Origin of the sequence: Prosthecobacter sp. (assembly GCF_044232965.1) — a bacterium.
Classification (GTDB): domain Bacteria; phylum Verrucomicrobiota; class Verrucomicrobiia; order Verrucomicrobiales; family Verrucomicrobiaceae; genus Prosthecobacter.
The window spans coordinates 1-4321 of the sequence record NZ_JBIIKX010000146.1; the positions used below are offsets into that span (position 1 = coordinate 1).

The following is a 4321-nucleotide window of genomic DNA, read 5'->3' on the forward strand; positions in this document are numbered from 1 at the left end:
CAGCCGCCCCTCTGGCGTCGTCCACAGGCAGGGGTCGAAGGTTCGCACGTTATGAGGCGGATCGACAACAAGCACCGGCTCGGTCCAAGTGACACCATCGTCGCCGCTCGTCACCACCAAGACAAAGTTCTCCTTCGTCTCCCCGCGCCCGCCAGAATACCAAGCGGCCCAAAGCCGCCCTGAGTTCGCGTCACGCGCAATGCTAGGCACGCCCTGGTAAAGACGGGCCGCCGCTTGATACTCGGGGCCTGGCTTCGTATTGAGCGGCACGACGGCGAGAGCCTCATTTTGATGGCTTCGTCAGCTTTTGTCGTGATCAGGATCGCGAGCAAAAGCGTGGCAGTGAGCGTGATGCGGGAGGCTGTCATTTAAGAACGCAGGTAGGTGAGGCTTCGCTGAATGCTTGCCATGGGATCGTGCGAGAGATCCTGCTCGACGTGGCAATACTGGACGCCGGCTTCCTTCGCGGCCTCGATGATCGGATTCACGGGAATGATGCCATCGCCCAAGGATGCGAATGCTTCGACGGGCAGGCTCCACCAGCCTTCGATCTTCTCGGGCAGTTTCACTCCGCCGCTGAGATCCTTGAGATGCACCTGCGTCACGCGGCCTTTCAGCGAGCGGATTAGTTTCGCCGGATCGCGTTTGCCGAGCTGAACCCAGAAGGCATCCACCTCAAAAAGCATTTCGGCGCTGAACTCCTCCATCAGCACATCGTAGCCCGCCCGGGTGCCTTCCATCGGATCGAACTCGAAGGTGTGGTTGTGATACGCGAGTTGAATGCCTGCCGCCTTGGCCGTTACCGCAGCGCGGTTCATCTTTTCGGCGGCCAGCTTGTAGCCATCGAGGGTTTGGCGGTCTTTGGGGTCGATGGTGGGGATGATCAGATGTTTGATCCCTGCTGCTTGGGCTTCTTCGAGCACCTTTGCAAAGGCAGGCGTGTCAGCCGCACCGGGATTGAGCACCGAGTTCCACTGGATGTGCGTGGAGTTCACCTTCAGGCCCAGTTCCTTCGCGTCCTCGACGAGCGCCTTGTATTTCGGGAACTCATACGGCTCGACTTGGATGTAGCCCATCTCCTTGATCGCCTTGAGCGTTCCCTTCCGATCTTTTCCCAACTGATGCCGCACGGTGTAGAGTTGAAGGCCGATGGAGCCGAGATAGGCCTTGGACACCTGCTGGGCGAACAGAGATGAAAGTGGTGCGGAGAGGAAGGATGCGATTGTGCTTTGGAGGAAGTGGCGTCGGTTCATGGTGGAGTCGTAGAGCTGCAGTCTATCCTACCGTATCCTATCCAGAAGAGCGGTGAGGAGTCTTTCGGTGCTGGGGTCCAGGGCGGGTTCGTGGGCTGAGGGGATGGTGTCGCTGCCTTCAAATAGGTAGGGGGTGAGCGCGTAGATGGGGATGCAGGCGATGCGGGAGTCGGCGGTGATGGCGCCGACGGTTTGGGATTGACCACTGGTTTTGAGCGCCACCAGCGGACGCAGGTCCTGGCGCTCCTTGAGATCGTATGTCCATGCGCAATACGGATTGTGCCAGCCAGCGTTGGTTTTGGCAGGATGGGCGATCTCCAGCGCTGGCAGACCGCTCCCGATGAGTTCCACGCTGGAATCGAGGAACTGCTCATCGGTGACCGGCAAACGATCTTTGGCGTCTTTGCGCTGCATCACTGGATTGAAGGCCGAGAGCGATTTCGGGGCGGGCCGTGCATTGCCCATGATCCAGAGCACGCGACCGCCACGTTCCAGGTAGTCGGCGAGCTTCTGATCCAGCACTTCCGCATTCAGAGTGTGATAGCTGCGGAAGGAGGAGGCCACGATGATCATCTGCGGCACCTGCTCGGGGGACGGGAAACCATCCGCAATCAACCGACGCACGTCGAAACTGGCATACGAGCGGCCGGAGCGCTGCAAGCTGCGGGCAATGGCGACCGACGGCACCCGACTGGCAAAGCCAAACATCGCGCCATTCATCGCCCAGGAGGGCTCGAGCACGATGCCGACGGCGGGTGACTGACCGGGCTTCCATTCACGTAGAATGGGCGCAAACAAGGCTTCGTCTTTGAGATGACGATCCCGGATGATCCGGGCGACATCCAACTGGTGCGTGGCCTCGATTTCCGGCGTGATCGCCAAGGGCGCATCCGCCTGCGCCAAACGCATCGCGACCTCAACATCACGCAGGGTGCGCACAACCGCCCAGGCACCGAGTTCGCCAATGTTTTGCCAGAGTTTCTGCCGCGCTCCTGCGTCCTTGCGATCCACCCAGCCTGCGGCCCCTTCGAGCACACTCACGCCGCGCACACTGCAATACGCCGCACCTTCCTGGCCATAGAGCATCACCTCGGCGAGCGCCCGGTGTGCATCCCGTTGATCGTCGCGCAGCAGTTGCTTCTCGATGGCGGCATCGAAGGCTGCTGCCCCACCTGCGGTGTCGCCAGCGGAACCGGAGAGGTCGAGCAGGGGCTTCAGCACCGCATAATCGGCTCCGCCCGGCATTTTCAGATTCCAGTCCGCCCAGGCATAAGTCGCGGTGTGGACGATGGGATCATGATTGCACGCGGACATGTCGGAGATGACATGCGAAAGCGTGGCAATCCAATGGGCGGTATGTGCGGGGTGTTTTTCCCGCAGGGCATCGACCAGCATGATGAAACACATCCCCGCGCCTCGCTCGGAATGGAGTTCATAGCGCGATTTGATCCGGGCCTCCGCCAGCCGCGCCATGGCAGCTACACCGATGTCCTTCTCCAGAAACGGCTCGCCGCTGTCCGGGTAGTGGCTGGCATGCTTCACCGCGTCCGCCACGATCTCGGGAGTAAACGAAGCCCGCAGTGGAGCCGGCAGCCGCGGGATGATGGCACGCATCACGTCTTCATGGCCGCTGCCCCATCCAAAGGCGACCTGCGGCAGTGAAAGTGCGACGAGGAAGAGGGGGAATGCAAAATGGAATCGGTTTGGCTTCATGGGACAGTTCACTTCTTCTCCAACACGATCTTCTGCACGCGGCTTTTGGCTTCGATGATGGGCGGTTGGTTCCACTCGACGACGAGGGACTGGGTGTAGGCGGCGAGGGCGCCGGGGTAGTCTTTTCGTTTCTCCAGGATCTCGCCGATGCGGTTGTAGGGCAGCGGGGTAGTGGCGCGGGCGGTGGCCCAGGCTTGATAGGTTTGGAGGGCGGCGGCTTCGTTGCCCTGGCGCTCGTGGAGGTCGGCGAGGGCTTGTCGGGCGGCGGTGAGTGAGGGATCGGATTGCAGGGCGGTGTGGAGGAGTTTTTCAGCCTGATCGGGTTTCTTTTCCTCGATGGCTTTCATGGCGTCGGACAGGGCCTGACGGGCCTGAGCGATCTGCGCGGGGGTGGTGTCTTGCTGGCCTTTGGCGATGACGGCGGTGAGGCCGGCGAGCATGAGCGAAGACTTGCCGCTGGTGGTGATGCGCACGTCGGTGACGACGACGTCGGGCTTCAAGTTGACCCAGAGCATGCGGTAGAGGCTGATGGAATCGAAGGTGTCATTGCTGCCGGTCCACGCGACGATGCTGCGGGTGCCTTTCTCCTGGCCAAAGCCTACATTCTTTTCGATCCAGTCCCAGAGATTGACTCCGCTCTTGAGCGGCACCTTGAGGGTGGTGCCGTCGGCGTATTGCACCTGATAACTGCCGAGTTCGGTTTGACCGGTGTAAGCGCTGCCATGGATGAAGTAGAAGCCTTCCGTCTTGGTGCCGATGGGGATGCTGACTTCGGTGGGGAAATCAGCCGCGCCGGGACGCGCGGGATTGCGCAGGGCGATGACACTTTTGGCTCCGGTGCCGATGACAAATGGGACACCCTGGAAGTATGGTTTGCCGGTGGGAAAGCCGCGCACGTCGCATTGCGGGCCCTGGTCGGGCCAGCCGTCTTTGCCGTCGTCCTGCACTTGGTCGGTGAAGGAGCGATTGGCCCAGATGGTGAGGTCGATGGGCTGGTAGGTCACGTTCGGCGGCAGTTCGCGGGTGGGCACGGCGGGGGCGATGTTCAATCCCAAACCGAGTGCGAGGGTGGTGACTTGTCGTGAGGCGGGCTTGACCAATTTCTCATGCGTGGTCGTCCAGCGACGCTGGTCGATGACGAGTTTGCCTTTGCCCACGACTTGTTCGAGCAGCAGGCCGGGGAAGACGAGTTCGCGTGCGCCGGGGAGATGGGCGGAGTATTCGCCGAGGGGTTCGATGAGGAGTCGGGTGTCCTCCGACTGCGGGCTGGGGCCTTCGGTTTCGTCGTAGGTTTTGAAAAACAAATCGAGATGGGTGAGGCCTGCGGTGAGGGGTGAACGACCGTTGCGATAACC

At 61.2% G+C, this 4321-nt stretch carries 4 protein-coding genes; all 4 read right to left on the reverse strand.

Annotated features, from left to right (window positions below):
- Positions 1–270: sialidase family protein (locus ACILSI_RS26740; protein ID WP_395724987.1), on the reverse strand; the 270-nt coding region annotated here is incomplete at its 3' end.
- Positions 271–368: 98 nt separating this feature from the next.
- On the reverse strand, positions 369–1253 hold the full coding sequence (locus ACILSI_RS26745; protein WP_395724988.1) for a sugar phosphate isomerase/epimerase family protein: 885 nt from the start codon (positions 1251–1253) through the stop codon (positions 369–371).
- A gap of 27 nt (positions 1254–1280) precedes the next feature.
- Positions 1281–2966, reverse strand: a complete 1686-nt coding sequence (locus ACILSI_RS26750; RefSeq protein WP_395724989.1) for a hypothetical protein — start codon at positions 2964–2966, stop codon at positions 1281–1283.
- An 8-nt stretch (positions 2967–2974) separates the two neighbouring features.
- Positions 2975–4321: tetratricopeptide repeat protein (locus ACILSI_RS26755; protein ID WP_395724990.1), on the reverse strand; the 1347-nt coding region annotated here is incomplete at its 5' end.